Source organism: Streptomyces sp. a15 (assembly GCF_059026085.1).
In genome coordinates this window covers 18,980-44,724 of the sequence record NZ_JBWLKM010000069.1, presented here as the reverse complement: position 1 = coordinate 44,724, position 25,745 = coordinate 18,980, and the positions used below count along the sequence as shown (strand labels likewise).

28 protein-coding genes are annotated in these 25,745 nt (G+C 70.3%); 14 read left to right on the top strand and 14 right to left on the bottom strand.

Annotated features, from left to right (window positions below; genetic code table 11):
• Positions 1 to 69 precede the first annotated feature (69 nt).
• The 4 genes from AC5P09_RS40125 to AC5P09_RS40110 form a co-directional block, all read right to left on the bottom strand.
• Positions 70 to 1,641 carry a hypothetical protein gene (locus AC5P09_RS40125; protein WP_493878635.1) on the bottom strand — a complete coding sequence of 524 codons (1,572 nt, stop codon included), beginning with the start codon at positions 1,639 to 1,641 and terminating at the stop codon, positions 70 to 72.
• Positions 1,641 to 3,743 (bottom strand): hypothetical protein, encoded by a 2,103-nt coding sequence (locus AC5P09_RS40120; RefSeq protein WP_493878634.1) that lies wholly within the window; start codon positions 3,741 to 3,743, stop codon positions 1,641 to 1,643. Before AC5P09_RS40120 ends, AC5P09_RS40125 begins: the two co-directional genes overlap by 1 nt.
• Before the next feature lie 111 nt (positions 3,744 to 3,854).
• Entirely contained in the window at positions 3,855 to 4,859 is a 1,005-nt protein-coding gene (locus tag AC5P09_RS40115; RefSeq protein ID WP_493878633.1) for an isopenicillin N synthase family dioxygenase, read from the bottom strand.
• Positions 4,852 to 5,310: a nucleoside deaminase gene (locus AC5P09_RS40110; RefSeq protein WP_493878632.1), complete on the bottom strand. Its 459-nt coding sequence runs from the start codon at positions 5,308 to 5,310 to the stop codon at positions 4,852 to 4,854. The genes AC5P09_RS40115 and AC5P09_RS40110 overlap by 8 nt, the downstream gene beginning before the upstream one ends.
• A gap of 99 nt (positions 5,311 to 5,409) precedes the next feature.
• On the opposite strand from AC5P09_RS40110, the gene AC5P09_RS40105 reads away from it, so the two are divergent.
• On the top strand, positions 5,410 to 6,669 hold the full coding sequence (locus AC5P09_RS40105; RefSeq protein ID WP_493878631.1) for a PucR family transcriptional regulator: 1,260 nt from the start codon (positions 5,410 to 5,412) through the stop codon (positions 6,667 to 6,669).
• Positions 6,670 to 6,677: 8 nt separating this feature from the next.
• Here the strand turns inward: AC5P09_RS40105 and AC5P09_RS40100 are convergent, their stop codons facing one another.
• Positions 6,678 to 7,601 (bottom strand): transglutaminase-like domain-containing protein, encoded by a 924-nt coding sequence (locus tag AC5P09_RS40100; RefSeq protein WP_493878630.1) that lies wholly within the window; start codon positions 7,599 to 7,601, stop codon positions 6,678 to 6,680.
• Positions 7,602 to 7,711: 110 nt separating this feature from the next.
• Here AC5P09_RS40100 and AC5P09_RS40095 point away from each other — a divergent pair, with 110 nt between their 5' ends.
• The 3 genes from AC5P09_RS40095 (at position 7,712) to AC5P09_RS40085 (ending at position 10,992) form a co-directional block, all read left to right on the top strand.
• Positions 7,712 to 8,479, top strand: a complete 768-nt coding sequence (locus AC5P09_RS40095; RefSeq protein WP_493878629.1) for a CDP-alcohol phosphatidyltransferase family protein — start codon at positions 7,712 to 7,714, stop codon at positions 8,477 to 8,479.
• A gap of 81 nt (positions 8,480 to 8,560) precedes the next feature.
• On the top strand, positions 8,561 to 10,300 hold the full coding sequence (locus AC5P09_RS40090) for a sensor histidine kinase (RefSeq protein WP_493878628.1): 1,740 nt from the start codon (positions 8,561 to 8,563) through the stop codon (positions 10,298 to 10,300).
• Positions 10,297 to 10,992 (top strand): response regulator transcription factor, encoded by a 696-nt coding sequence (locus AC5P09_RS40085; protein ID WP_493878627.1) that lies wholly within the window; start codon positions 10,297 to 10,299, stop codon positions 10,990 to 10,992. Before AC5P09_RS40090 ends, AC5P09_RS40085 begins: the two co-directional genes overlap by 4 nt.
• An 8-nt stretch (positions 10,993 to 11,000) precedes the next feature.
• Here AC5P09_RS40085 and AC5P09_RS40080 read toward each other — a convergent pair whose 3' ends face one another.
• A complete protein-coding gene (locus AC5P09_RS40080; protein WP_493878626.1) occupies positions 11,001 to 11,381 on the bottom strand; it encodes a response regulator in 381 nt (126 codons plus the stop codon).
• Between the two features lie 161 nt (positions 11,382 to 11,542).
• On the opposite strand from AC5P09_RS40080, the gene AC5P09_RS40075 reads away from it, so the two are divergent.
• The gene (locus AC5P09_RS40075; RefSeq protein ID WP_493878625.1) at positions 11,543 to 12,736 is read left to right on the top strand and encodes a DUF6777 domain-containing protein; all 1,194 of its coding nucleotides are present in this window, start codon (positions 11,543 to 11,545) and stop codon (positions 12,734 to 12,736) included.
• A 76-nt stretch (positions 12,737 to 12,812) separates the two neighbouring features.
• The gene (locus tag AC5P09_RS40070) at positions 12,813 to 12,953 is read left to right on the top strand and encodes a hypothetical protein (RefSeq protein ID WP_493878624.1); all 141 of its coding nucleotides are present in this window, start codon (positions 12,813 to 12,815) and stop codon (positions 12,951 to 12,953) included.
• 6 nt (positions 12,954 to 12,959) lie between these two features.
• Here AC5P09_RS40070 and AC5P09_RS40065 read toward each other — a convergent pair whose 3' ends face one another.
• The 3 genes from AC5P09_RS40065 to AC5P09_RS40055 form a co-directional block, all read right to left on the bottom strand.
• Positions 12,960 to 13,370, bottom strand: coding sequence for a PIN domain nuclease (locus tag AC5P09_RS40065; protein WP_493878623.1), 411 nt, complete (start codon positions 13,368 to 13,370; stop codon positions 12,960 to 12,962).
• Positions 13,367 to 13,585 (bottom strand): type II toxin-antitoxin system VapB family antitoxin, encoded by a 219-nt coding sequence (locus AC5P09_RS40060; RefSeq protein ID WP_493878622.1) that lies wholly within the window; start codon positions 13,583 to 13,585, stop codon positions 13,367 to 13,369. The genes AC5P09_RS40065 and AC5P09_RS40060 overlap by 4 nt, the downstream gene beginning before the upstream one ends.
• A 107-nt stretch (positions 13,586 to 13,692) precedes the next feature.
• Complete coding sequence (locus tag AC5P09_RS40055; RefSeq protein ID WP_493878621.1) at positions 13,693 to 14,328, bottom strand: DUF7848 domain-containing protein; 636 nt, start codon at positions 14,326 to 14,328, stop codon at positions 13,693 to 13,695.
• 120 nt (positions 14,329 to 14,448) lie between these two features.
• Here AC5P09_RS40055 and AC5P09_RS40050 point away from each other — a divergent pair, with 120 nt between their 5' ends.
• Both AC5P09_RS40050 and AC5P09_RS40045 read left to right on the top strand, forming a co-directional pair.
• Entirely contained in the window at positions 14,449 to 15,408 is a 960-nt protein-coding gene (locus tag AC5P09_RS40050) for a helix-turn-helix domain-containing protein (RefSeq protein WP_493878620.1), read from the top strand.
• Complete coding sequence (locus tag AC5P09_RS40045; protein WP_493878636.1) at positions 15,356 to 15,469, top strand: DUF397 domain-containing protein; 114 nt, start codon at positions 15,356 to 15,358, stop codon at positions 15,467 to 15,469. The genes AC5P09_RS40050 and AC5P09_RS40045 overlap by 53 nt, the downstream gene beginning before the upstream one ends.
• 20 nt (positions 15,470 to 15,489) lie before the next feature.
• Here AC5P09_RS40045 and chvE read toward each other — a convergent pair whose 3' ends face one another.
• Positions 15,490 to 16,587 carry a multiple monosaccharide ABC transporter substrate-binding protein gene (gene chvE / locus AC5P09_RS40040; protein WP_493878619.1) on the bottom strand — a complete coding sequence of 366 codons (1,098 nt, stop codon included), beginning with the start codon at positions 16,585 to 16,587 and terminating at the stop codon, positions 15,490 to 15,492.
• 361 nt (positions 16,588 to 16,948) lie between these two features.
• On the opposite strand from chvE, the gene AC5P09_RS40035 reads away from it, so the two are divergent.
• Positions 16,949 to 17,590, top strand: coding sequence for a hypothetical protein (locus AC5P09_RS40035; protein WP_493878618.1), 642 nt, complete (start codon positions 16,949 to 16,951; stop codon positions 17,588 to 17,590).
• Positions 17,591 to 17,614: 24 nt separating this feature from the next.
• On the opposite strand, the gene AC5P09_RS40030 is transcribed toward AC5P09_RS40035, so the two are convergent.
• The 3 genes from AC5P09_RS40030 to AC5P09_RS40020 all read right to left on the bottom strand — a co-directional run bounded on the left by AC5P09_RS40030 (position 17,615) and on the right by AC5P09_RS40020 (position 20,084).
• The gene (locus AC5P09_RS40030; protein ID WP_493878617.1) at positions 17,615 to 18,088 is read right to left on the bottom strand and encodes a carboxymuconolactone decarboxylase family protein; all 474 of its coding nucleotides are present in this window, start codon (positions 18,086 to 18,088) and stop codon (positions 17,615 to 17,617) included.
• Between the two features lie 133 nt (positions 18,089 to 18,221).
• Positions 18,222 to 19,610, bottom strand: coding sequence for a purine-cytosine permease family protein (locus AC5P09_RS40025; protein ID WP_493878616.1), 1,389 nt, complete (start codon positions 19,608 to 19,610; stop codon positions 18,222 to 18,224).
• A gap of 96 nt (positions 19,611 to 19,706) precedes the next feature.
• Positions 19,707 to 20,084, bottom strand: a complete 378-nt coding sequence (locus tag AC5P09_RS40020; protein ID WP_493878615.1) for a PLD nuclease N-terminal domain-containing protein — start codon at positions 20,082 to 20,084, stop codon at positions 19,707 to 19,709.
• A gap of 89 nt (positions 20,085 to 20,173) precedes the next feature.
• On the opposite strand from AC5P09_RS40020, the gene AC5P09_RS40015 reads away from it, so the two are divergent.
• Positions 20,174 to 21,625 (top strand): menaquinone biosynthesis decarboxylase, encoded by a 1,452-nt coding sequence (locus AC5P09_RS40015; RefSeq protein ID WP_493878614.1) that lies wholly within the window; start codon positions 20,174 to 20,176, stop codon positions 21,623 to 21,625.
• Complete coding sequence (gene mqnP, locus AC5P09_RS40010) at positions 21,622 to 22,524, top strand: menaquinone biosynthesis prenyltransferase MqnP (protein WP_493878613.1); 903 nt, start codon at positions 21,622 to 21,624, stop codon at positions 22,522 to 22,524. Before AC5P09_RS40015 ends, mqnP begins: the two co-directional genes overlap by 4 nt.
• A gap of 7 nt (positions 22,525 to 22,531) precedes the next feature.
• On the opposite strand, the gene AC5P09_RS40005 is transcribed toward mqnP, so the two are convergent.
• Complete coding sequence (locus AC5P09_RS40005; RefSeq protein ID WP_493878612.1) at positions 22,532 to 23,137, bottom strand: rhomboid family intramembrane serine protease; 606 nt, start codon at positions 23,135 to 23,137, stop codon at positions 22,532 to 22,534.
• A 90-nt stretch (positions 23,138 to 23,227) separates the two neighbouring features.
• Between AC5P09_RS40005 and AC5P09_RS40000 the strand changes: the two genes are divergently transcribed.
• The 3 genes from AC5P09_RS40000 (at position 23,228) to mqnE (ending at position 25,660) form a co-directional block, all read left to right on the top strand.
• The gene (locus AC5P09_RS40000; RefSeq protein WP_493878611.1) at positions 23,228 to 23,914 is read left to right on the top strand and encodes a UbiX family flavin prenyltransferase; all 687 of its coding nucleotides are present in this window, start codon (positions 23,228 to 23,230) and stop codon (positions 23,912 to 23,914) included.
• A 90-nt stretch (positions 23,915 to 24,004) separates the two neighbouring features.
• Positions 24,005 to 24,460, top strand: a complete 456-nt coding sequence (locus AC5P09_RS39995) for an Lrp/AsnC family transcriptional regulator (RefSeq protein WP_266435423.1) — start codon at positions 24,005 to 24,007, stop codon at positions 24,458 to 24,460.
• A gap of 36 nt (positions 24,461 to 24,496) precedes the next feature.
• Positions 24,497 to 25,660: an aminofutalosine synthase MqnE gene (gene mqnE, locus AC5P09_RS39990; RefSeq protein WP_307676602.1), complete on the top strand. Its 1,164-nt coding sequence runs from the start codon at positions 24,497 to 24,499 to the stop codon at positions 25,658 to 25,660.
• The last annotated feature ends 85 nt before the right edge of the window (positions 25,661 to 25,745 follow it).

Below are 25,745 nucleotides of genomic sequence, written 5' to 3'. Positions count from 1 at the left end.
CTTTCGGCCGGTGCGGCGAGAGTGCGTGCCGGGCGCCGTGGGTGCTGTGCGGGACTTTCGAAACACCCCCTAGGACGGCGGCAGGCACTCCTTCGCCGGTGGCTTCCCCTCCGGCCAGGCGATCTTCACGAAGCGGTTGGTGCCCTGCGGGGTGACCTCCACCACCGGTACGGCCTTGTTGTACGGGTTGCCGTGCACGTCCAGGCAGATCCAGCCGCTCGCCCCGCTCACCTTCAGCGAGCCCTTGACCTGCGGCCACTGCAGGCCGACATCGGCGAGCGGCGGGACCACCTCGCCGTCGGGGGTGGCCTCGCGGATGCCCTTGACGGCCAGCTGCATGGCGTCGTACGCGATGATCAGCTGGCCGTCCGACAGGGTGATCGGGCCGAGCGGGCCGACCGGTTCACGCTTGCTGCTCGCGAGCAGCCCGTTGAGTACCTCCGCGTCCTTCGCCGAGCCGCCGGTCTTCACCGGGTCCTTCGTCCAGGCGTCCGGGTGGGCGAGAGCGGTGTAGCGCACGGAGAGGTTGTGGGTGAGGGCGCTGCGGTCGAGTTCCTTGTCGCCGGTGAGGTAGGAGCCCTCGTCGCCGGTGAGCAGGGTGAACCTGCGGTCCTGGCAGCCACGTCCGCCCAGCGCGTTGATGAACTGCCGCAGCTGGGTGTGCCGTCCGGCGAACAGGATGGTGTCGGTGTCCGGCGCGGTGTCGCACACGAGGTGGGTGATCTGCCGGAACGTGTTGGCGGTCGTGCCCTCCTGGCTGCGGTCGTCGGGCGGGGTGAAGGGCTGCGGCTCGTACGGCGAGCCCTTGATGAGGTCCGCGAACGACTTCTGCAGGGTCGTCGTGTACGGGTCGCCCGGCTTGTCGTAGACCAGCAGCGCGTTGCCCGCCGTCACCTCGGCGAAGGACGCGAGCGCGCGGGCCTCGTCGGTGTTGGTGGGGGAGACCCGGGCCAGCCCCGGGAAGGGGTCGGTGCCGTCCTGCCCGTTGGCGAGGTCGTCGGCGGTGATGGAGGTGCCGATCACCGGAATCCCGCGCCGGGTCAGCTCGGCGACCGCCTTCTTGTTGTTCTCGGTGCTCAGCCCGACCCCGGTCACCGCCCGCAGCCGGTCCGGGCCCTTGGTCATCTTCTCCAGCTGGTCGACCGTGTGCTCCCAGTGGGCGCCGGTCGCCCCCGGGTTGGCCAGCACCAGCCGGATCGCCGGGGTCTGCCCGGCCGACCTGTGGTTGGCCTGGTACTGCGCGAGATACGCGCCCTGCAACTCGTGCAGCGCGTCCCCGAGGTTGTCGCTGTCGGTCGCGGTGAAGGGTTCGAGGAGGGCGACGGTGACATAGCTGTCCGCCTTGAGGGACCTGTTCTCCCGGTCGATCGCCCTTACCGTGTCCCGCAGTTGAGGCCGGCCGAAGTAGTAGTCCGTCGCCGACACGCCCACGCACTCGTCGCTGCCCTCGGGCCGTACGACCCCGGGGGCGCAGGACCGGTCGTCGTGCGCGAGCGCCCGTACGCCGAAGACCAGGCCGGTCACCACCGCGGCGGCGACCAGCAGGGCGAGGTAGCGGCGCAGGGGGATCTCCCACACGCCCTCGCGCAACCGTGTGCCCAGTCCTCTGCCCGAACCCCCGCCCGCACCGCTCCCCGCCATCACGCCTCCCCGTCCGGTTCGTCCTCGTCGTCGTCCGGGACGCGCAACGGCCGCCCGGCGAGCGCGTCCTCGGGCCAGTCCCGCGAGGCCCGCCACAGCAGCGCGTTGCCCGCCGGGCGCAGGTTGGACAGCTGCTCCAGCTCGAACCGCAGCCGGTCGCACACCTTCGGGTCGGGCAGCGCGAGCGGGTCGGTGAGCTGCCACACGGCGTGGAGCAACCGACGTATTCGCAGGTGCAGTACGGCGTCCGCGCCCTGAGGCACGACCTGTTCGGCGTCGGTGCGCCCGAGCGCGATCGCCGCCCGCCGGTCGTCCCGCGCCGCGAAGTCGTGGCCCTCGGCGTCGTGCGCGTGGAAGTAGGGCGCCGACGCGATGAACCGCAGCGACCGCAGCCAGACGCGGATGTCCAGGGTGAGGAAGCTGTCCCGCAGATACGCCACCGCCGACTCCGGGCGGCCCAGGGCGAGTTCGTGGTGCAGCCGGTAGCGGGCGCGGGCCGGATCGTCGTCGGCCGCGTGCGCGTAGTAGCGGATGAGCGTCTCGTGCGCCTGCCGCCACTGCCCGTGGTCCGCGTCCCGGTGGTGCAGCCGCAGCAACAGCAGGGTCCGTACGAAGGAGTCCCCGACGAACCGGCCCGGCGCCTCCACCAGCCCCTCCGCCACGAGCCGGGTCTGCAACGCCCGTACGTCCGCCGGGCCGAAGTCGTCCGGCAGGAGCGCCTCGGCGAGCGCGCAGGCCGAGTCGTGGTCGTGGGCGGCGGCCAGCACGGTCAGCTCGTCCAGACGGTCGGCGGGCACCAGCCGGTCGAGGAGTTCGAGGTAGGTGGGCCGCCCGTCGCGGTTGTCGTCCAGCCGTACGTCCGCCGTCAGCAGCTCGCCGAGGGAGGCGGCATCCGGCAGGTTCTGCGCGGCGGAGTCGGCGAGCCGGACGATCCCCAGCGGGTTGCCGCCGGTCAGCCGGTGGGTGGCGTACGGCAGTTGGGGCGGCACCGGGACCTCGGCGCAGGCGGCGCCCACCAGGTGCAGGGTGTCGTCCGGGTTGAGCGGCGGCAGCGCCACCAGCAGGGCCCGGGAGGAGGGGGCCGCCGGGTCAGGCGCCCAGTCGCTGCGCCGCGCGACCTCCGCCAGCGTCCGCCGTACGGCGTTGCGCAGGACCGGGCGGTCGGTGCCGCGCAGGCCGCCGACGAACACGACCTGGTCGGCGATCCCCTCGGCGCGGTCGCGCAGTATGGCGTCCACCAGCCCGGGGCCGGGAGCCCGGTGCGCGTTGTCGATGAGGACGACGGGCCGCCCCAGCCGCTGCATCCGCGGCAGCATCCCCGCGTACGCGTCGGTCAGGTCGGCGAGCAGCGCCCGTACGAGATACCGCTCGGCGTGCTCCCGCGAGGTGCCGCCGGCCCGGAAGTGCCCGGACAGCAGCATCAGGCCGCGGCGGGCGTCGGCGCCCGCGTTCGGGTAGGCGCGCCACCAGGCGGAGGCCCGCTGCTGGCGCCGGTTCACGAAACTGTCGGAGAAGGACTCCAGGGTCGCCTCGATCGCCGACGCCACGAGCGGACCGGTGCCGCTCACCGCCGAGACGACGTTGGCGGTGACCCGGCCCGCCATCCGCCCCGCGAACCCGGCGACCCACGACCCGCCCTCGTTCAGCAGCAGGATCCGCTCCACCTCGCGCCGGATCCGCTCCGAGTCCGCGTCGTCCCAGCCGCCCGCCGCGACCGCGACCAGGCCCGACATCAGCCGCGGGAACGTGATCCGCCCGGCCCCGGTCACCGGCTCGGCCAGCTGCTCGGCGACCACCAGCAGCGCCTGCGACACCGGCGACCAGGCCTCCAGGGGCCGCCCGCCGGTCGGCCGCGCGAACTGGACGTCCTCGCAGTCGATCGACGCGACCGGCGTGTGCCCCTTGTAGGCGTCCCGCAGCTCACCGAGCACCGCGCTCTTGCCGAGCCCCCGCCCGCCGGTCAGCAACACGAAGGGCAGCTCCTTGGGATGCTCCACGGGAGTGGCCCGGTGCTGGTGCGGACGCAGGCCCACGAGCCGCGGAGCAAGACCGGCCGGATCGGTGTCGAACAACGCCCCGCGCCCGTGCAACCGTCTGCCCACCGCATCTCTCCCCCCAGAGACTCCAACCTCAGGGTAAAGAGAGGGAGTTGGTGCGGGCCAGACCGTGTGATGTCCGTTGGGTTACGAAACTCTCGACCGACTCTCGACCGGTCAGTCCACGGTGATCGAGTCCAGCTTCGCCCGCAGGTACGTGTGCGAGTCGACGGGCTCGTACGCCACCCGCCCCACCGGCGCGGGCAGCGACTCCACCAGCGTGCCCGGCGTGCACTCCCCGAAGTAGACGAGGGACATCAGCTCCTCGGCGGGCGCGTCGGCCGGCGGGGGGAGCACGCGGTGCCGTCCCGAACGCCAGCGGTCGCCGGTCCAACGGGCCATGAGGTCACCGATGTTGATGGTGAACGCCTCCGGGTCGAAGGGCGCGTCCTCCCAGCCGACACCCCCGTCCGCAGGGTCTGTGTACACCTGCAGTCCGCCCTTGCCGGCCTGCCGGTCGAGGATCGTCACCGTCCCGAAGTCGGTGTGCGGGCCGATGCGGAACTGCCCCGGCTGCGGCTCCCCGACGACCTCGGTCCCCGGGTACCAGTTGATGTTGAAGCCGTACGTCGGATGGTCCATGTGCTTGGAGAAGAAGTCGGTGTCGAGCCCGAGCGCCTCGCCCAGCAGGGACAGCAGCTCCTTCTCCAGGTCGGCCATCCGTGCCAGGTACTCCTCGCAGAGATCCCGGAGCTCGGGCACCTCCGAAGGCCAGACATTGGGCGCGGCCCACTCCGCGTCGACCACGGGGTCCTCGAAGTGCTCGTGCGTGGCGAACGTCAACGACTCCTTCAGGTCCGGCGGGGTCTGAGTACCCTCCGAATACCCGTTGGCCTCCGCACCCGGCCCGAGCCAGCCGCGCCCGCCGACCTTCGCCGTGTACGGCTGCTTGACGTCGACCGGCATCCGGAAGAACGCCCGCGCGGCCTCCCGGATGCGGGAACGCAGGGCCGGGTCGACCCCGTGCCCGGTGACCAGCAGGAATCCGGCGGTCTGGAGCGCCTCGTCGACGGTGCGGGCGATCTCGGCGCGGGTGTCGGGGGTGCCTTCGACCCAGGGTTTCAGGTCGATCGTGGGGACGCGGGGGTTGCCTGAGCTTCTGGGGTCGCGGGAGTCACTCACCGATGTCCTCGTTCCACAGTGCCGGGTTGTTCTTGATGAAGTCGCGCATCATCTCGACGCACTCGGGATCGTCCAGGAGCACGATCTCCACGCCGTGCTCCGCGAGCCAGTCGTGGCCGCCGTGGAAGGTGGCCGCCTCGCCGACGACGACCCGCGAGATGCCGAACTGGCGGACCAGGCCGGAGCAGTACCAGCACGGGGAGAGGGTGGTCACCATCGTCGTACCGCGATACGACCGCTGCCGTCCCGCGTTCCGGAAGGCGGCCGTCTCCGCGTGCATCGAGGGGTCGTCGTCCTGGACGCGGAGGTTGTGGCCGCGGCCGAGGAGGGTGCCGTCGGAGCCGTAGAGGGCGGCGCCGATCGGGATGCCGCCCTCGGCGAGCCCGGCGCGGGCCTCGTCGACGGCGGGGGCGAGCCAGGTACGTGCTGTCGCCTGATCCAAAGGGTCCATGTCTTCACTCTGCTGTGGCGGAAACACGAGGGCAACGTGCGGAAAGTACTCTCCGGGCATCCCGCAGCCGGACGAACTGTCAGCGCCCTGGAGGTTCCCGTGCCCGCACTCACCCTCCGCGAAATCCTGGAGCTGGACCCGGTGCGGGCCGCCGAACCCCGGCTCCTGGCGGGCGAGGGCTCGCTGGACCGTCCCGTGCGCTGGGTGCACTCCAGCGAGGTGTACGAGGGCGCGAACTTCCTGGACGGCGGGGAACTGCTGCTGACCAACGGCTTCGGGCTGACGGACGCGGACGAGGAGGTCCGGCGGCGGTACGTACGCGAGCTGGCGGCACGGGACGCGGCCGGGCTCGCGGTGGAGGTGGGGCGCTCGCTGCCGTCCATGCCGGACGAGGTGACGGACGAGGCCCGCCGGCTGGGCCTGCCGCTGCTGGCCCTGCACCGGGTCGTGCCCTTCGTACGGATCACGGAGGCCGCGAACCGGGCGATCGTGGCCCGGGGCCTGTCGGGGCGGTCGGTCGTCCGGCCGTGGGGCGACGACCATACGGCGGCCCTGCTGGCGGACCTGGCCGACCGGGCGGCGCTGAACCAGCCCGAGGTGGAGGCGCGGGCGGCCCTCGCGGGCTTCCACCCGGGCCCCGGGGCTCGCCTGCTCGGCGTGTCCCTGCACGGCACGCGGGACGTGAGCACGGTCGATCGCGCGGTACGTCTGCTGGGCGGGGCGGGCGTGCTGCGGGCGGCGTTTCCGGGCGATGTACTGGCGCTGCTGTCCCTCCCCGGCTCCCGTGCCGGCGACCCCGTACGGGCCGTCCAGGACGCCTTCCGTACGGCCGGCGAGCCCGGCCTGACCGTCGCGGTCGGGCACGCCGTCGCCGCCGGCGGAGGCTGGCTGCGCTGGAGCGACACGCTGCGGGCGGCCCGTACGACGCTGGAGCTGGCGCTGACCGTGCCGGCCGCCGAACCGGGCATGGCGGGCGGCCCGCTGGTGACGTCCTCGCGCGCGCTCGCCCTGGAACGGGAGCTGACCCGAGGCGGCGTCGACGCCAACCGGGAGCGGCTCGCCGGGCTGGTCCAGCACGCCCTGGGCCCGCTGCTGGCCTGGGAGGCGGCCCACCCCAGCGACCTCGTCCGCACCCTGGAGGTGCATTTGCGGCACGGCTGCTCGCCGACGCGTACGGCCGCGTTGCTGCACATCGGCCGCCAGTCCCTCTACCAGCGGCTGGAGCGGATCGAGTCGTTGCTGGGGCTGGAGATCGGTGACCCGGACCTGCTGGGGGAGCTGCTGACGGCGGCCTGTGCGCATCGTGTGGTGCGGGGGATGAGGCCGGCGGTGACGGGCGGGTTGCGGACGGTGGCCTGACCTAAGCGTCAGCGGAAGGTGACCTGGCTCGGTCCGTTGAAGGGCGCGTAGCACGTCACCGTCCGTGGGGTGCGCAGGATGTCGTCCTCCGCAAACAGCTGCTGCGCCGCCTCGAAGGACACCTCGCCGCAGGCGACGGGGGCGACACGGTCGTAGAAGTCACGCGACGACTCCGGCAGGGGCTCCCCGGGCTTACCTTCGTCCTCGCCCCATACGTCCCACAACAGCGTCTCCACCTTGTTGAGCGCGGCGAGGTCGAGCCGGATGCTGCCGGCCACGTACCGCTCGCCCCAGAACGGCCCCTCCGACGGCGGGTGCAACCCGAAGGTCTTTTCGTCGGCCTCGCCTTCACGGATCGCGTGCCAGGCCTCGCCCGCGACGACGAAACGGTCGCGCGGGACGTCCATCGGGTCGAAGTCCACCTTCCAGTGGTCGGTGACGAAGGGATCGGCGAGCTGAGTGTCGGCGAACGACCAGCCGCGTTCCTCGTCCCAGTATTCGGTGACGACGTGGTCGACATGGAAACCGTTGGACCCCCAGTAGTCGGCGAAGCCGATCCGGATGCGGGCCGGGACGCCGAAGTGGCGCAGGAACGAGCAGTGCAGCAGCGCGAAGTCCCGGCAGGTCCCGACGAAGCGGTCTTGGGGCTCGCGCCGCCGGTGCAGCGAGGCGTCGTTCCGCTCCAGGAGGATCCGCAGGATGTCGTCGATGTAGCGGGTCTCGGCGTCGTTGTGCAGACGGTCGACCGGGTGGGTGTGGCCGAACAGGTCGCCCTCAACGCGGTGTATTAGCAAGTCTCGGGTGAGGCAGGCGAGTTGGGGAGCGTCGTCCGGTAGGCCGATGTAGTGGGGAGCGAGGGCGCCGGGATCGGAGAAGGCGCTCTGCGCGGCGTAGAAGGCAAGAGTGTCCGGGGTCTCGCGGTTCTCGGGCATGGCCCGAACCGTGTCAAAATTCCCCGCGAAATGTCCAGGAGTCCGGGCAGGTAACCTGTGCCGATCACCGCCGCGTCAGCGGCAGTTGGGCCCCCCTTGGAGGAACGTTCATGGTTGCTGCTCCGGTTCTGGAGGAGCTGCGGGAGGTCTGCCAGCCGCAGGCCAAGCTCGCGAGCCGCAACGGCGAGCACTGGGCGGGCCGGCTGTACATGCGGCGCGTCTCGCTGCGGTTCACCCGGCACCTCGTGCGCACGCCGGTCACCCCCGACCAGCTGACCTGGACGATGGTGGTGTGCGGGGTCGCGTCCGGGGCCGCGCTGATGATCCCGGGCCTGACAGGTGCCGTACTGGCGGTCGTCCTCATGCAGTTGTTCCTGCTCTTCGACTGCGTGGACGGCGAAGTCGCCCGCTGGAAGGGCCAGAACAGCGCGTCCGGCATCTACGTCGACCGCCTCGGCGCCTACCTCGCCGACGCGGCCCTGCTGGCGGGCGCGGGCTACCGCGCCGCCGAGTCCGGCGTCGGCGGATGGCTCTCGATCGGCATCGCCACCGCCCTGGGTGTAGTGCTGCTGAAGGCCTCGACCGACCTCGTGGACGTGGCCCGCGCCCGGCGCGGCCTGGGCGTCGTCGACGACGAGTCGACCCGCCCGCGCTCGCAGGGCGTGGCGACGGTACGCAAGCTGGCGGCCGCCTTCAAGATCCACCGCGTGACGAACGGCATCGAGGCGTCGCTGGTGCTGCTCGTCGCCGCCGTCGCCGACCAGATCACCGGCGGCATCGAGCCGACCCGCTGGGCACTGGGCGCCCTCGCCGTCATCACGTGGGTGATGGTTCCGGCCCACGTGCTGTCGATTTTGTCGTCGTCGCGACTGCGCTGAAAACTCCGTACGACAGTCGGCCGATCGCGTACCGTGAGGATACGAAAGCGCACGTGAACGGCCGTCACGGGGGAGGCGGTTATGGCAGGCCCGTCCCCGCAGCGCACCGCAGTCCTCCTCACCGCGGCCGGCACCGCGTTCGGCATCTACGTCCTGGTCGTCACCGCGCCCGACCGCCATGCCGACTCCACCTCGACGCTGTTCTCGGGGGCTGTCGGCGGCCTGTATCTCGGGGCCGGACTGCTGGCCCGGCTGCGGCGGCCCGGCAACGCGGTCGGGCTGCTGATGCTGTTCGTCGGCATCGGCTGGTTCGCGGAGGACCTCCAGATCTCCACCGACCCGCTGGTGCACACCATCGGCCTCTTCCTGCGCTCCGCGTCCACAGGCTTCCTGATCCCGCTGCTGCTGGTGTTCCCCTACGGCCGTCTGCGCACCCGCGAGGACGACGGCGCGGTCGCCGCTGTCGCCGACCGGGTGCTGCTCGCCGTCGGCTGTGCGGTGGCCTTCGTCCTCCAGTCGGCCGGCGTGTTCTTCCACGCGTCGGTGACCGAGAACCTGCTGCTCGTGCACTACGTGCCGTGGCTCGGCCAGTTGACCGACGCGATGCAGCTCGTCGTCAGCGCGGCCGTGGTCGCCGTACTGCTGTGGCGCTGGGCGAAGGCATCCCGGCCGTACCGACGGGAACTCGCTCCGCTGCTCGCCGTCGGCCTGGTGGGAGGTCTCGCCTCCGGGCTCGACGCGGCGCTCGGCGCCGACCGGGAGTGGTCGCACCCCGCGCTGCTGGCGGCCGCGCATCTGTCGGTGCTGTGCCTGCCACTCGCGTTCCTCGCCGGGGTGTGGCGGATCCGGCTGGGCCGGACCGCCGTGGCCGAACTGCTGCGCCGGCTGCCGCTCGACTCCCGCCGCCGACTGCGCGACGAACTCGCCAGGACCGTCGACGACGAGTCGCTCCAGCTGGGCTTCCCCGCACTCGACGGGGACGGTTACCTCGACACCGACGGCAGGCCCCTGACCGCCGGGCCCGGGCAGTGGACGAGCGTCCTGGAGCGCGGCGGGCGGCCGGTCGGCGTCCTCATCCACGACCCGGCGCTGCGGGAGGACCGGTACGTCCTGGAGGCGGTCGTCTCCGCCGCCGCGCTGGAGCTGGACAACCAGGCCCTGGTCGCCGAACTGCGTGCCTCCCGCCGCCGGGTCATCGAGGCCGGCGACGAGCAGCGGCGCGAGGTCGAGCGGGCCCTGCACGACGGGGCCCAGCAGAAGTTCATCAACCTGGGCCTCCAACTGCGCATCGCCCGCCGCTGGTTGGACCGCACGGCGAGCGGCCCGGAGCTCGCCGGAATGCTGGACGACGCGCTCGCCACGTTGGAGCAGGGGCACGCCGAACTGCGCGTGGCGGCCCGCGGCATCCACCCCGTGGTGCTGAGCGAGGCCGGGCTGGTGCCGGCCCTGCGCTCGCTGACCGCCGACCTGCCCCTGCCCGTCGACCTGCACGCCGACGGACTGCCCGAGCTGCCCGAGCCGGTGGAACTCACCGCGTACTACGTCGTGAAGGAGGCGATCAGCAATGTGCTCAAGCACGCCGACGCCCGCACCGTCCGCGTCGACCTCCAGCACGCCGACGGAACGCTGAGCCTGAGCGTCACCGACGACGGCGTCGGCGGCGCGGACCCGGGGGACGGCGGCACCGGCCTGCTCGGACTGCGCCACCGGGTCTCCGCGTACGACGGCAGCCTGACCGTCCGCTCCCGCCCCGGCGAGGGCACGGTTGTCGCCGTAACCCTGCCCACCCGTGCCACGAGAGAGAAGGGCGAGCCGGTATGACGGCCAAGTTGGGTTCCCGGGGGCTGCACATCGTGCTGGCCGACGACGACCCGGTCTACCTGCGAGGACTCGCGATCATTCTGGAGGACGAGGGCCACGAGATCACCGCGCGGGCCGGGGACGCGCGCGGGCTGCGGGCCGCGGTCGCCGACACTCTGCCCGACCTCGCCGTGGTCGACATCAGAATGCCGCCCACGCACACCCTGGAAGGGTTACGGGCGGCCGTGGAGATCCGCTGCGCCCATCCGTCGGTGGGCATCCTGCTGCTGTCCAAGGACATGGAGCTGACCCATCTGCGGCAACTCCTGGAGGCCGGGCCCGCGGCCGCCGCCGGGGGCATCGGCTACCAGCTCAAGTCGCGAGTCACCGGAGCGGACTTCGTCACCGAGGTCGTGGACGAGGTCGGGGCCGGCCGGTACGCCATCGACGGGGAGATCCAGCGCGCCCTCTACCGCACCCCGCGCCGCCGCGACCTGCTGGCCGCCCTGACCGACCAGCAGCTGAAGGTGCTCGAACTCATGGCGCGCGGGCTGTCCAACTCGGCCCTCGCGGCGCGACTGTCGATCAGCAAGAGGACGGTGGAGGACCACGTCAACACCATCTTCGACAAGCTGGGCCTGAGGCCCGAGGCCAAGGAGATGTACGACCGCCGGGTGCGCGCGGTGCTGATGTACCTCTCCTCCGACGACTGATCCCGCGCTCAGGGTCCGCCGCCGGGCGTGACCAGCCGCGTCAGCGCCGCCGCCGATAGCCGTTCCTTCCCGAGGAACCCCACCGCCGGGGACCGGGCGATCCGTTCCCCGTACAACTCGGCCTCCCGCGCCGAACACAGCACCACCGCCGTCTCCGGAGCCACCCCGTGCAGGGCCCGGCAGACGGCGAAGCCGTCCTCGAAGCCGTCCCCGTCCGACAGCCCGATGTCCAGCAGCACGGCGTCCGGCCGCGCTCGCACAACGAGGGCGAGCGCCTCGGCACCCGACCCCGCCTCCGCCGCCGCGAAGTCGCCGTCCGCCTCCAGCAACGCCCGTGCCACGGCTCTGAATCCGGGGTCGTCGTCGACGATCAGCACGGTGCGCGGCATGGGCCCATGGTCACCGCCGACGGCGGATTCCGTCATCCGTGTGGGCACGGATCCCAGCCCCGCGGATCCCGTGCGGACCACGATGTGCCCGCCCCGGACGGGCGCCCACACTGACGTGACCGTACGCCGACCGGCGACCCGGAAGGAGCCACAGGGAGACCATGAAACGCACACGGGGGAGAGGGCGCACGGCTGTTGCGCTCGCGTTGGTCCTGGCCGTCCTCGGCATGCTGGCGGCGAAGTGCCCCGGCGAGAAGGTCGCCGTACGGGCCGTCGCGCGCGGAGTGATGAGCGCGGCGCCGTTCTTCGTGAGACTCGGCACCGACATCGCCATCGGGGCCGCGATGGACTACATAGCGGGGGAGATAGGGGGCGGCGACCCGGGTCTTTACGGGGGTACCCGGGACGCCGGCCACTGCGACAAGGCGAAGCTCGTCGAGTTCCTCGAGAAGCCGGAGAACCGGGGCAAGGCCAAGGAGTGGGCCAAGGCCGCGGGCCTGGACGACGTCGGCGAGATCAAGGGCTTCGTGAAGAAACTGACGCCGGTCCTGCTGCGCGCCGACACCCTGGTCAAGAACCACGACTTCAAGAAGGGCAAGGCGAAGGCCTTCGACGCGCTGCTGGAGGCGGGAATCGCCGTCCTGGTCGACCAGTTGGGGCGGCCGGCGGTCCAGTGCAGCTGCGGCAACCCGCTGGCCTCGTTCGAGGACGACATCGACGCCGCCGACGTGAAGTTCGACGACCGCAACAAGAAGTGGCCGGCGTACGACTCGAAGAAGGTGGCCAAGGTCAAGGCGGCACCGGAGGACGAGAAGGTCGAGGTCTTCCAGCTCGTCGACGTCGAGGATCCGGAGGCCGGGCTGGCCCGCGAGGCGGGTTCCGACGGTACGGAGGACGAGGTCCTGCCGGAGGCGCCGAACCCGGACGACCCGTCCGTCGCGCCCACCGACTCGCCTACGTCCACGTCCACGTCCACGTCCACGTCTACGGCGGAGACGGTCACGGTCCCCGACGTACGGGGCCAACCTCTCGCCGACGCGCAACCCGCCCTGGAGGCCCAGGGCTTCCAGGTCACCACGACCGAAGAGGTGACCGACACGGCCGCGCCCGGCACGGTCGTCGCACAGAGCCCGGAGGCGTGGACCGAGGCGTCGGCCGACTCCCTGGTGACGCTGACCGTCACGAGTGACGGCACCGTCACCGTCACCCCGGAACCCACGGGAGACATCGAGGACGGCGACAGCAGCGGGGAGACCGGCGGCACCGCCGAGAGCGGGGGATCCGACGAGGACGGCGCGGACGTCGGTGCGTCCGACTCGGGCGGACTCTTCGGCGGTACGGCCGACGAGGGCTGACGCCGGGAGCGGGGCGCCGGTGCCATGCGGGCTGGCACCGGCGCCTCAGCTCTGCCGCTCCAGCACCGCTCAGTCCGTGCTGGAGCTCCTGGTCGCCGACGCCGCGACCGGCGGCATCGAGCCCACCCTCTGGACCCTGGGTACCCTCGCCGTCATCATGTGGGTGATGGTCCCGGCCCACCTGCTGTCGATCCTGTCGTCGTCGCGGCTGCGCTGAGCGCGATCACTGGACATTCGGTTGCAGGCGGATCATCGGGATGCCCGGGCGTACCTTGGCGATGGCCGCGAAGTCGTCGTCGATGTGGAGGACGGTCAGACGGTGGTGTTCGGCGGTGAGGGCGATGAGGATGTCGATCGGTGACGGGCCTAGGTGGTGGCCGATCTTCAGCAGTTCACGCTGTACGGCGACGATCCTCGGCCAGGCGTCGTCGAGCGCCGGTACCCAGCCGAAGGTCTGCCCGAGCATGGTGAAGAAGGGCTTGTGGTCGCGGTCCGCGCGCACCCCGCGCATCAACTCGGCCTCGACAGGAGGGGAGATGGCCACCAGGCCGCGCGCGATCTGTTCGGGCCAGGGAGCTTCGATCTGCCCCCGCAGGAGTCGCCATACCGCCGAGGTGTCGGCCAGGTAGGTCACTGCCCTGATCGCTCCAGTTCCTCGAGGGCCTCGAAGTCGAGGTAGTCGTCCGCGTTCTCCTGCAACCAGCGCAGCGCCCGTGCCCGGTCGTCCGCGCTGACCGCGGCCGCTATCGTCAGGGCGCGGTTGATGGTGTCCCGCTTCGTCTTGGTTCCGAGCTGCTGCTGGGCGAAGGCCAGCATGTCGTCGTCGACGTCGACCAGGGTCCTGGACATGTGGCCTCCCGAGCTGACGCTTGATATACACGTTCATGCCAGTATATCAAACGCTGTATCGCGCGGCCGGAGGGTCTCGCTGTCATGCTCTCGGTGCAGGTCCCGGCTCACGGTCGTTCGAATACCGCGTAGTCCGCGAAGCTGCGGCGGTAGCGCAGGTGACGGGTCTCCTGGGTGTGCCGGCGCTGCCACTCCTCGACCTCGCCGGGGGCCTGGCGAGGTCCTGAACTCGCGCCGCAGTCCGCCTCGTCGCCCGAGACGCAGTGCGCCTCGTACTCCGGCTGTGCCGAGGCGTCCTGCACGATCGTGTAGGGCACGTACCGGAAGATCCGGCGTCCGGCGGCCGGGGCTCCGCCGTGTTCCCGGCCTTGGTGTTGCCGCAGCAGTACGTTCGCGCCGGTCTCCGCGCTGCCGTCGAACACGGCCCGGGCCTCCTCCCGCCGGGTCGCCAGCTCCTCGCAGGTCGCGCACCCGGGGACCGGGACGGGCGGCCGACCGGCATCGGCCTCCAGCAGAGGCGGCGCCGCGAACCCTTCTCTGGAACGGTCGTTGGCCGCCCGTACGCCCGCGCTCAGCCGTTCCTCCCGGGTCGCCGCCCGGATCCGCGCCGGGTCCGCCTGCCACTCCCGGCCGCCGCCGACCGGGCGCAGCATCGCGTACGGGCCGACTCTGTCCTGGTACTCGCCCACCTTGCGCAACTGCGGGTCGTAGACGAGCGTTCCCGGTTCCAACCGCTCAGGCATGTGCAACTCCCGGCACCTTTCGTAACTCTGGGTGTATCGAGCGTCGCCCAGGGGAACGGTCGGTATCAATGCCTGGCGCGTGCCACAGGGTCACTGTCACGTAGGACGGAGGGGGATGCCGTGAGCCGACGCAATGGTGAGGCGGGATCAGGGGCCAGTACAGCCGCCGTGTTCGGGGAGGTGCTCAAGCACTTCCGCGAGGCCGCGCTGCTCACACAGGACGCGCTGGCCAGGGAGATCCCCTGTGACCGGTCCCAGGTGGCCCGGATCGAGGCCGGTACGCGGGTGCCACAGGACACGTTCGCGAAGAAGTGCGACGAACTGCTGGGTACGGGTGGGGTGTTGCTGCGGTTGTGGGGGCGGATCGACTGGTATCCGGAGGTGCAGCATCCGGACTGGTTCGAGCGCAGGGCCGAGATGGATGCGAAGGCGGTGGCCCTGCGGGAGTATCAAGAACAGGTCATCCCTGGCCTGTTGCAGACCCAGGGTTACGCGCACGCGCTGTTCTCCCAGATCGCGAGCGGTGATGAGGTCGAGGAGCGCGTCCGGGCTCGGCTGAGCCGTCAGCCGCGCTTCCTCGCCGACGACGGCCCGTTGTACGTCGCCGTGCTGGACGAGAGTTGTCTGCGCAACGCGGTGGGCAGCCCGGAGATCATGCGTGACCAGTGCGCCCATCTGCTGAACGCCGGACAGCGCCCCAACATCCGTATCCAGGTGGCCCCGGCGGGACTCTACGGGCTCATTCGCCCCACGACCTCGATGTCGTTGATCAGGCTGCCCGATGGGCACGAGTGGATCTACTCGGAGTCGCTGGGCCGTGGGTATTTCAACGACGATCCGGCCGCCTTCGCGCGCCACGGCCAGACCTATGATGTGCTCAGGGCGGACATCCCGTCAGCCCGCGAATCCGCCGCTCTGATCAGCGACGTGATGGAGGGGTACGAGCACGATGGACAGTCACGAACTCGGCGCGGCGACCTGGATCAAGAGCAGCCACAGCGGCAACGACGGCGGCAACTGCGTGGAAATCGCCCCCGGTTTCCCCACCGTCGTCCCCGTACGCGACAGCAAGAACCCTGACGGCCCCGTCCTGCTCCTCGCCCCCGCCGCCTGGTCGGCGTTCACGTCCGCTCTCCGCTGACCAGGAGCAACAGCTCGTCGCTACTTGAGCTGTTCGGCTGTGTAGTAGCGGTTAGTGATCAGCATCTCGTAGTTGGTCTTGTCGACGCTCTCCGGCTGCAGCAAGTGGACGGGCACGTCCTTGACGCCGTTGTTGTAATCCCTTCTGTTGTCCACGTTCGGTATCCGGCCGGTGAGTATGTCGTCGACCAGCTCCGTGGCGGCCCTGGCGAGCTCGCGGATGTCCTTGAAGACGGTTTGCGACTGTTTACCCGCGATGATCGACTTCACTGAGTCCAGCTCGGCGTCCTGGCCGGTGACGACCGGGAGGGGCTTGCCGTCGGTGCCGTAGCCGTCCGACTCCAGCGCGGACAGGACGCCCCGGGAGATGCCGTCGTACGGCGACAGGACCGCGTCGACCGTCTGGTCGCTGTACCACTTGGTGAGGAGGTCGCTCATGCGCTTCTGCGCGGTGGGTCCGTCCCAGCGCAGGGTGGTGATCTTGTCGAGCTCGGTCTCGCCGGACTGGACGACCAACTGCTTGCTTTCCAGGAACGGCTCCAGGAGCGCCATCGAACCGTCGAAGAAGTATTTGGTGTTGTTGTCGTCGGGGGAACCGGCGAACAGCTCGATGTTGAACGGGCCGCCCTTGCCGTCCTCCAGGCCGAGCTTCTCGATGATGTGGCGGGCCTCTTGCCGGCCGACCATCTCGTTGTCGAAGGAGACGTAGTAGTCGACGTTCTTGGTGCCGAGGATGAGCCGGTCGTAGGAGATCACCGGAATGTCCGCGTCGGCGGCCTGTTGGAGCACGCCGTTCAGCGACTTCGCGTCGATGGCCGCGATGATCAGTGCGTCGACGCCCTGCTTGACCAGGGTCTCGACCTGTGAGGACTGGACCTTCGGGTCGTCGTCGCCGTACACCAGCGTGGTCTTGTACCCCATGCCCTTCAGGTTCTCGACGACGCTCTTGCCGTCGGTGAGCCAGCGCTCGGAGGCCCGGGTCGGCATGGCGATGCCGACGGTACCGCTCTCGGAGCTGTCCTCGGAGCCGGCCTCGCTGCTCTGGCCGCAGGCGGACAAGGTGAGGGCCATGGAGGCCACTCCGCCGAGGAGGGCAAGGGCGGCTCTTCGGGTGACCATGGTGATCGTTCCTTGTTCTTCTTGGATGGGGGGATGACGGCGTAGCGGAGGTCGATGCCCTGGACGGGCAGAACTGGTGGATCCGCACGCAGCCACCGAGGTCGTCGGGGGGCCGGCGTACAGCTTTGAAGGCGAGTTGAACGACCGGCGGACCTCGGTGTTCGACATCTCGTCCCACGTTCAGAATGTGGGCGTGACGTTAAGGGGGAGTGCGGGTGGTGTCAACGGGGTGAACTGGAACGGTTACAGAAAGTTCGCCCCCGTCAACCGGTGTGCGAGGAGCCCGAACCTTTGCCTCCCTCCCGGCGTCACAGTTCCGACAGCAAGGGGCAGGAAGGCACGGCAAGGGACGGAGGGGGACATGAGGGGTATCAGGCACCGAACCTGGATCGCGGCGGGCCTCGCGACCGCCGGCGTGGCCGTGGGCGCCGGGCTGTACATCGACGAGTTGGAGACCGGCCACACCGACGGGGGGTACCGCGTGGCACCCGCCGAGATCAAAGCCGCCGCCACGGACGAGAGTTGCGTCGGCACCCGCCCCGCCCCCACGGCCGGTGACGCCGTCCACTACACCCCGCTGGACCGGACCGTGGACCACCTCGGCCGGCTGACCGCAGGCCGTCACGCCGCCGTCTACACCGGTCTGTCCGTCGACGACGACGACAACGCGGCGGACGTCTGGCGCATCCCGTCCGCCGCCTTCGACACCGCCGCCTGCGCCGCCGCCGAGAAGGGCGTGACCGTACGGCTGCACAGCACCGACGTGAACCGCGAAGACCTCAGCGCCCTCTCCGACCGCATCACCGAGGACATGAGCCGCTGGGACGGCACCTTCCAGCTGCGCGAAGTCGGCGTGGACGAAAGCGGGTTCGTCTTCGTCGGCGTCGATGACCCGGAAAGGGCCGAGCCGATCCTCGAGGAGACCTTCGGCGAGCGGTACATCAGGGTCGAGCACGTGGAACAGGCCGACACGCTGCCGCTGGAGCTCCCCGAGGCCGGCTAGGCGCAATCAGTCAGCTGCGCGGAGTCATCCGAACATGCCGACCTGGTAGTCGCCGGCGGGCTGCTGGACGATGACGTTCCCGCGGTTGAAGGCGTTGATGACCGCGATGAGCGACACCAGCGCGGCGAGCTGGTCCTCGTCGTAGTGCTTGGCGGCGTTCGCCCAGGCCTCGTCCGTGACGCCGCCGGCCGCGTCGGCGATGCGAGTGCCCTGCTCCGCGAGCTCCAGGGCGGCCCGCTCGGCCTCGGTGAACACCTTGGCCTCGCGCCAGGCCGCGATCGGGTTGAGGCGCTGCGCGGTCTCCCCGGCGTGCGCGGCGTCCTTGGTGTGCATGTCGGTGCAGAAACCGCAGCCGTTGATCTGGCTGGCGCGGATCTTCACCAGCTCCTGCGTCGCGGCCGGCAGCGTCGTGTCCTCGACCGCCTTGCTCGCGGCGACGATGTGCTTCCAGATCCTGGTCGCGACCGGGTTGCCGAGGAGGTTCATGCGAGCTTCCATGGTGCACTCCTTGCCGTTGTCGATGGCTGCCGTTCATTGACGGCTACACCACTCGGACGGAACGGCCCCGGCAGGATGTGACACGGCCCGAATGTGACCTGCGTCTCTCGGCGTTGTCCTCCGGCGAGGTCCTTCAGCGAGGCGCCCGCCGCAGCACCGCGTACAGCCCCGCGCTCACCGCGAACCCGACCAGGCAGGTGATGTCACCGAAGGACGGCCACTGCTCCGGCACCCATCCCACGTACTTCTCCTGGTTGGAGAAGACCGGCACCGACACCGCGATACCGATCAACAGGGCGGCGATACCGGGCCAGTTGGCGAACGTCCGGTCACCGAGCCGGGCCGCCAGCTGCTCGACCGGCGTCCGCGCCTGCAGCCACCGCTCGACCAGCACGACCCCGAGCCACGGTCCCACCCAGTATGCGATGACCAGCAGGAACGCCTCGTACGCGTGCCCCGCGTCCGCGAGTGACGCCCACGCCGCCGCCGTACCGGCGACACCGCACAGGACGACGATGGCGCTACGGCCGAGCCACGGCGGGAGCTTGAGGCCCAGTGAAGTGATCGACATGGCCGACGAGTACACGTTCAGGGCGTTCGCGGAGACCGCTCCGAGGATGATGGCCAGCAACACCAAGTCGCTGAGCCAGCCCGGGAGGTGGCCGGTGAAGGCGGCCGTGGGGGAGGCGCCCTCGGGGGCGACGATCGTCGCCGAGGCCGCGCCGATCACGGAGACGATCGCGACCGACACGAAGAGGCCGACGGCCGGGTAGAGAGCGGTCTTGAAGCGGCTTGCCGTACGCGGGAGGTAGCGGGAGTAGTCCGAGGCCCCCGGGTTCCAGCCGGCCGCGTAGCCCCAGGCCGCGCTGAAGGCGAGGAGGAAGCCGCCGATGCCGCCGCCCGCGCCCGCCCCGCCCAGGTCGGCCTCCTTGAAGGTCCAGACACCGGCCAGCAGGAAGATCACCGCCAGCGCCGGGAAGGCGTACTTCTCGAAGACGTGGACGAAGTTGTGGCCGATGAAGCCGATCGCGATCTCGGCGACCACCACCAGCAACAGGGAGGGGAGCGGGCGCAGGTCTGTCAGCGTGTTGAGGGCGAAAGCCGCGCTCACACTGTTCACGGCGAACCAACCGACGCCCGCGACAAGCGCGTTCACACCCGCCGGCAGCAGATTGCCCCGGAAGCCGAAGGAGAAGCGGCCGACCGCCATCTGCGGGACGCCGAAGCGCGGGCCGTCCAGGGACAGGATCCCGTGGGTCAGCGAGCCGAGTGCCGTGCCCAGCAGCAGTGCCGCCGTCGCCTGCCAGAAGTCCAGCCCGAAGAACAGGACCGAGATCACGCCGATGTACACCGTCGCGAACTCGATGTTCGGGGACGCCCACGTCCACAGCAACTGGAGCGGGCTGCCGTGCCGTTCGGCGTCGGGGATCGGTTCCGAGCCCGCCGTCTCGACGGCGATGACCTTGTCACCGTATTCGGGGGTGAGCGTGGTGCCGGTGGAGTCGGCGGGAGCAGTCGTCATGCGAGGTAAGTGTCCGGCCCCCGCCCGCCGCCGCCCAGGGGCGCATTGTCCGCTTCGGGCGGCTCACCGGCGTACACCTTGTCAGGTGCGGTGAACTCAGGCGGTGGGGTCCTCGCCGCCGTCCTTCTTGTCCCGGTCCTTCTTGTCCCGGTCCTGCTTGTCCGGGTCCTTCGCGTCCTCGTCCTTGAGGGACTTGAGGAACTCGGGATTGTCATCGGGCGCCACCCACCGCTGCCCGCCGCCCCGGCGCCACGGAGAGCCGGCGGAACCCGCGGGGCCGCCCGCGCCGGCCGGGTGCCGCTTCTTGCCCGCGATGAGCCAGGAGATCGAGCCGGCGAGCGGGAACACCAGGACGAGGATGGCCCACAGCGGCTTGGGCATGTAGCGGACGTCCTCGTCCTTCGTGCTGATGCAGTCGATGAACGCGTACACGCTCAGCGCCAGTGGCACGAGGAACATCAGTACCCGGAGCATGGGGGCCTTCCAGTGGAACGGTCGTCGGGGCCACGAGCACGGGACCCCAGGTACCGGGCCAGGGTAGCGGCTCGGGGATACTTGACCCCATGGCTTACGACGATCTTCGTTCCCTGCTCAGGGCCCTGGAGCGCGAGGGCGACCTCAAGCGCATCAAAGCCGAGGTGGACCCGTACCTGGAGGTCGGGGAGATCGTCGACCGGGTGCAGAAGTCCCAGGGCCCGGCGCTGCTCTTCGAGAACGTGAAGGGCTCCGCGATGCCCCTCGCGATGAACGTCTTCGGGACCGACCGGCGACTGCTGAAGGCCCTGGGGCTGAAGTCGTACGGCGAGATCTCCGAGAAGATCGGCGGGCTGCTGCGGCCCGAGCTGCCGCACGGCTTCGTGGGTGTGCGGGAGGCCTTCGGGAAGCTCGGCGCGATGACGCACGTACCGCCGAAGAAGGTGAAGGAGGCCCCGGTCCACGAGGTCGTCCTGCACGGCGACGACGTCGACCTCGACCAGCTGCCCGCCCTCTTCACCTGGCCGAAGGACGGCGGCTCCTTCTTCAACCTGGGGCTCACCCACACCAGGGACCCCGAGAGCGGCATCCGGAACCTGGGCCTGTACCGCCTCCAGCGCCACGACAAGCGCACCATCGGCATGCACTGGCAGATCCACAAGGACAGCCGCAACCACTACCAGGTCGCGGCGCGGCGGGGCGAGCGGCTGCCGGTCGCGATCGCCTTCGGGTGCCCGCCCGCCGTGACGTACGCCTCCACCGCTCCCCTCCCCGGTGACATCGACGAGTACCTCTTCGCCGGGTTCATCGCGGGCAGGCGGATCGAGATGGTCGACTGCAAGACGGTGCCGCTCCAGGTGCCGGCGCAGGCGGAGGTCGTGATCGAGGGCTGGCTGGAGCCCGGCGAGATGCTCCCGGAGGGCCCCTTCGGCGACCACACCGGGTTCTACACCCCGCAGGAGCCCTTCCCCGCCCTGACGATCGACTGCGTGACGATGCGGAAGCGGCCGCTGTTGCAGTCGATCGTCGTAGGCCGCCCTCCGACGGAGGACGGACCCCTGGGCCGTGCGACGGAGCGGTTCTTCCTCCCCCTGCTGAAGATCATCGTGCCGGACATCGTGGACTACCACCTGCCCGAGGCGGGCGGCTTCCACAACTGCGCGATCGTGTCGATCGACAAGAAGTACCCGAAGCACGCGCAGAAGGTGATGCATGCGGTGTGGGGGGCACACATGATGTCCCTGACCAAGCTGATCGTGGTCGTCGACGCCGACTGCGACGTCCACGATCTGCACGAGGTCGCGTGGCGGGCCCTCGGCAACACGGACTACGCCCGTGACCTCTCGGTCGTCGAAGGTCCCGTCGATCACCTCGACCATGCCTCCTACCAGCAGTTCTGGGGCGGCAAGGCGGGCATCGACGCGACCAGGAAGTGGCCCGAGGAGGGCTACACACGCGACGGCGGCTGGCCCGACATGGTGCTGTCCGACCCGGAGACGGCGGCGAAGGTCGACCGCCGGTGGAAGGAGTACGGCCTGTGAGTTCAGCTTCTGCGGCGCTCCCGCAGCCGGGACGCACGAAGGCTTTCCTCCGCCTGGTGATGATCGAGCACTCGGTCTTCGCCCTGCCCTTCGCGTACATCGCCGCGCTCACCGCGATGTTCCAGTGGGACGGGAACATCCACTGGGGCCGCCTCCTCCTGGTCACCGTCTGCATGGTGGGCCTGCGGACCTTCGCGATGGCGGTCAACCGGATCATCGACCGGGAGATCGACGCCCGTAACCCCAGGACCGCGCACCGCGAGCTGGTGACCGGCGCGATGTCGGTGAAGCACGCCTGGACCGGCGCGCTGGTCGCGCTGGTGATCTTCCTCGGCTCGGCGGCCCTGCTGAACCCCTTGTGCCTGGCGCTGGCCCCCATCGCGGTGATCCCGATGGTGGTCTACCCCTACGGCAAGCGGTTCACGAACTTCCCCCAGGCCATCCTCGGCCTCGCCCAGGCGATGGGCCCGGTCGGCGGCTGGCTCGCGATCAGCGGCGAGTGGTCCTGGGACGCGGTGATCCTCGGGCTCGCCGTCGGCATCTGGATCGGCGGCTTCGACCTGATCTACGCCTGCCAGGACGTCGACACCGACCGCGAGATCGGCGTCATGTCGGTCCCGGCCCGCTTCGGCATCCCGGCGGCGGTCTGGGGCGCGCGGGTATGCCATGCGCTCACGACCGCGCTGTTCGTCTGGTACGCGGTCGCCACCGACGCCGGCACCTTCTTCTGGTTCGGCCTGATGATCGTCGCGGGCGCGTTCGTCTACGAGCACTCGATCGTGCGGCCCCATGACCTGTCCCGCGTGAGCAGGGCGTTCTTCAGCGTCAACGGGTTCATCGGGATTGCCCTGTTCGTGTGTGCCTTGCTGGACCTGCTGGTGCGCGGGCTCACGGTGTAAGCGCGGCTCACGGTGTGAGCGAGGGGGCGGTCCCGGCCCGGCGGCGGAACACGAACGCCGCCGCCACGCCCGACACGAGGCCGACCAGATGGCCCTGCCAGCTGACCCCGGTCTGGGTGGGGGCGATGCCCGCGAGGATCGAGCCGCCCCAGACCGCGCCGACCAGCAGGCCGACCAGAACGCCCAGCGGCCGGCGCTCGACGAAGCCGCTGACCAGCAGGAAGCCGAAGAGGCCGAAGATCAGCCCGGAGGCGCCGGCCGTGTTGCTGTTCGCCGGGGATATCAGCCACACCCCCAGGCCGTCCGCGACGATGATCAACGCACACACCGCGGCGAACCGGCGCAGACCGCCCAGCGCCGCCAGGAAACCGAGGACCAGCAGCGGCACGCTGTTCGCGGCCACATGGGCGAAACCGAAGTGCAGGAAGGCGGCGGGGACGATGTCGACCAGTTCGGCGGGGACGCGCGGGATGATCCCGAAGTCGTCCAGAGTATGGCCGGTGGCCACGTCCACCACTTCGAGGAGCCACAGCAGCGCGACCCAGCCCGCCATCAGCTGGGCCGCGGCCTTCGCACGGTGGCCGCGCGACCACTCGAGTCCGGTACCGGACATGGCAACCCCCACAGTTCGCTTGTCCCTCCAGGGAACGGCCGGGCCCCCTTGGCCGGTTCCCACCCTGCGACGCCGGATAGGCTCGGGGTTGTGAACCCAGTCAAGCCAGGAGAGACGCCGCGTACGCCTTGGATCGTAGGGGTGTCCGGCGCCTCCGGCACTCCTTATGCCGCCGCTGTGCTGCGCGCACTGCTCGCCGCGGGCGAGAGCGTCGACCTGGTGGTGTCCCGGGCCTCCCGGCTGACTCTCCTCGACGAGACCGGGATCTCCTTCCGGGACGCGCACTGGCACAGCGACCTGCGGGAATGGCTGTCCAGGGGTGCCGACGGGAAGCCGGGGACCTTCGACGTGGACGTCGAGGGCGTACGGCACTGGAGCGCCGGGGACCTCGCGGCGGGGCCGTCCTCGGGGTCGTACCCCGCGAAGGGGATGCTGATCGTGCCGGCCTCCACCGCGTGCGTCGCCGGAGTCGCGCTGGGCTTGTCCAAGGATCTGCTGCAACGGGCCGCGAGCGTCACGCTGAAAGAGCGGCGGACGCTGGTCGTAGCCGTGCGGGAGACCCCGCTGAGCGGGCAGACCCTGCGGCACCTGGTCGCCCTGGACGACGCGGGCGCGAGCGTCGTACCCGCCTCGCCCGCCTTCTACGCGGGCGCCACGCACATCCAGGACCTGGTGGACTTCGTCGCCGGACGGGTCCTCGACGCGGCGGGCGTCGGACACGGGCTGTACCGCCGGTGGCAGGGCGAGATCGGCGGGGGCTCCAGGCCCCCTGCGTGAGCACCAGGCACAGGCACCAGGCACCAGGCATCAGGAACCACGCACCACACAAACCTCTCTTCAGTCTCTTCATCGGAAGGCTTCGATCGCATGGACGCGGTGGACAGGCAGCTCATCCAGGCCCTGAGGGAGAACGGCCGGGCCTCCTACGCGGAGCTGGGACGCCTCGTCGGCCTGTCGGGACCCAGCGTCACCGACCGCATCAACCGGCTGGAGGCGGCCGGCGTCATCACCGGCTACCGCGCCACGGTCGACGCCGCCTCGCTCGGCCTCGGCGTCATCGCCCTGATCGGCATCTCGCTCTCGGACGCCGCCGACCACGAGGACGTGGCCCGCCGGCTGAAGGACCTCTCCGAGATCGAGGACTGCTGGTTCATCGCGGGCGACGACTCGTTCATGCTCAAGGTGCGGGCGACCGACGTCGACGGCCTGGAGAAGATCATCCGGCGGCTCAGCGGAACCAAGGGCGTGTCCCGGACCCGGACCACGATCGTGCTCTCCACGAAGTGGGAGAACCGGGTCGGGGAGCTGCCCGAAGAGGCATAGACGTACGGTGGGAAGTCGTCGGAGAAAGGTGTGGGTATGGACGTCGGACTCAAGCGCGAGCTGGAGCAGAAGGTCAGGGCCGGTGAGCGGCTGACCCGTGAGGACGGCATCGCGCTGTACGAGTCGGACGACCTGGCCTGGCTGGGCGGCCTCGCGCACGAGGTGCGGACGCGCAAGAACGGCGACGTCGTCCACTTCAACGTCAACCGCCACCTCAACATGACCAACGTGTGCACGGCGTCCTGCGCCTACTGCTCCTTCCAGCGCAAGCCGGGCGAGAAGGACGCGTACACGATGCGCATCGAGGAGGCGGTCAAGCTCGCCAAGTCGATGGAGGGCGAGAACCTCACCGAGCTGCACATCGTCAACGGCCTGCACCCGAACCTGCCGTGGCGCTACTACCCGCGGTCGCTCAAGGAGCTCAAGGCCGCCCTGCCGAACGTGTCGCTGAAGGCCTTCACCGCCACCGAGATCCACCACTTCGAGACCATCTCGGGGCTCAGCGCGAGCGAGATCCTGGACGAGCTGATCGACGCCGGTCTGGAGTCGTTGACCGGCGGCGGCGCCGAGATCTTCGACTGGGAGGTCCGGCAGCACATCGTCGACCACCGCACGCACTGGGAGGACTGGTCGCGGATCCACCGGCTGGCGCACGAGAAGGGTCTGAAGACCCCGTGCACCATGCTCTACGGCCACATCGAGGAGCCCCGCCACCGCGTCGACCACGTGCTGCGGCTGCGTGAGCTCCAGGACGAGACCGGCGGCTTCCAGGTCTTCATCCCGCTGCGCTACCAGCACGACTTCGTGGACATGAAGGACGGGAAGGTACGAAACCGGCTGCAGGCCCGGACCCAGATGGCCACCGGTGCCGAGGCCCTCAAGACCTTCGCGGTCTCCCGGCTGCTCTTCGACAACGTTCCGCACGTCAAGGTCTTCTGGGTCATGCACGGCGTCCAGACCGCCCAGCTCGCGCTCCAGCACGGCGCCGACGACATGGACGGCTCGGTCGTCGAGTACAAGATCACACACGACGCCGACAACTACGGCACGCCGAACAAATTGACGCGCGAGGACCTGTTGGACCTGATCAGGGACGCGGGCTTCCGACCGGTGGAGCGCAACACCCGCTACGAGATCATCCGGGAGTACGACGGCCCGGACCCGGCGCGCCGGGAGACCCCGCAGCCGATGCGGGTGTGACGTCGACCGCGGCCCTCAGGAGCCTGGTGCTTACCATGCCGACCAGGTACTCCAACCCAGGGGCGCGGGGAACTGCGCGACCAGC